A 1,279-nucleotide genomic window follows, 5' to 3' on the forward strand; every position below is an offset into this window, starting at 1 on the left:
GACGCCGGCCGTGCCGGCCACCGCGACCGCGCCCGAGACATTGAAGCCGCCGCCGCCGCCGCCKCCGCCGACCGACTGGATCAGCGCGCCGATGGCGTCGTCGTCGCCGGTGGTGATGGCGCCGTCGAAGTCGACATCGACCACGCCGCCCTTGCCGCCCTTGCCGCCGGCCCCGCCGACGCCCACGGCCGCCGAGGCCGAAGCCGCGCCGGCCCCTGCGCCCGCGAAGCTGACGGTGTAGCCGCCGTTGCCGCCGCCGCCGCCCACGCTCTGGGCGACGAGACCGGTCGAGAACTTGCCTTCGGTGAGGATCGCGCCGCCCGACTTGATGTCGACCAGGCCGCCTTCGCCGCCGTCGCCGCCCTTGCCGCCCAGGGCGACCGAGAAGGCGGCCGCGGCCGTCTCGCCGGCTGCGAAGGCGAACGACAGCGCAAAGCCGCCCGAGCCGCCGCCGCCGCCCACCGACTGGGCGAACAGGCCTTCGGAGTAGTCGCCCTTGGTCAGGATCAGGACGTCGCCGTCGATGTCGACCTCGCCGCCCTTGCCGCCCTTGCCGCCGCGACCGCCCACGGCCGCGCTGGCGCCGACGCCGTAGCCGGCCGAGACCTGGGCCGCGAAGCCGCCGTTGCCGCCGCCGCCGCCCACGCTCTGGGCGAAGATGCCGCGCGCGCGATCGCCGCCCGTGACGATCAGCGGATTCACGAGGCTGGTGGAGCCGCCGGTGGTCACCGTGCTCTGGCTGAGGTCGATGTCGACCTTGCCGCCGTCGCCGCCCTGCGAACCTTCGCCGCCGATGGCGACGCCGGCGAAGGCGCTGATCGAGACGCTGGAGCCGCCGCTGCCGCCGCCGCCGCCCACGCTCTGGGCGAAGATGCCGTGGGAGTCGTTGCCGCCGGTGAAGATGTCGCCCGCGTGCTTGACCGTGACCAGGCCCGAGCCGCCGCCCGCGGCGCCGCCGCCGCCGATGGTCAGGAAGACGCCGCCGGTGCTCCCGCCGTCACCGCCGCCGCCGCCCACGCTCTGGGCCTGGATGGCGCTGGAGAGGTCGCCCTTGGTGGTGATCGCGCCGGTGTTGGCCACCGTGACCGCGCCGCCGGTGCTGGCCGCGCCGCCCTTGCCGCCGATGGTGACCAGACCGCCGCCGTCGCCGCCCGAGCCGCCGCCGCCGCCCACCGACTGGGCGAAGATCCCGCGCGCCTTGTCGCCCGCGGTCTCGACGACGCCGCCGTTGGTGACGGTGACCGCGCCGCCCGCGCCGCCGCCGCCGGCCGTGCCGCCC

The 1,279-nt window shown here is 76.9% G+C and carries 1 pseudogene; it reads right to left on the bottom strand.

The annotated features are described in order from the left end of the window. Window positions 1–1,279, bottom strand: a pseudogene (locus AC1DCG_RS25040) (hypothetical protein); the annotation flags it as partial.

The sequence above is a fragment of the Caulobacter sp. 10L414 genome (genome assembly GCF_056395525.1).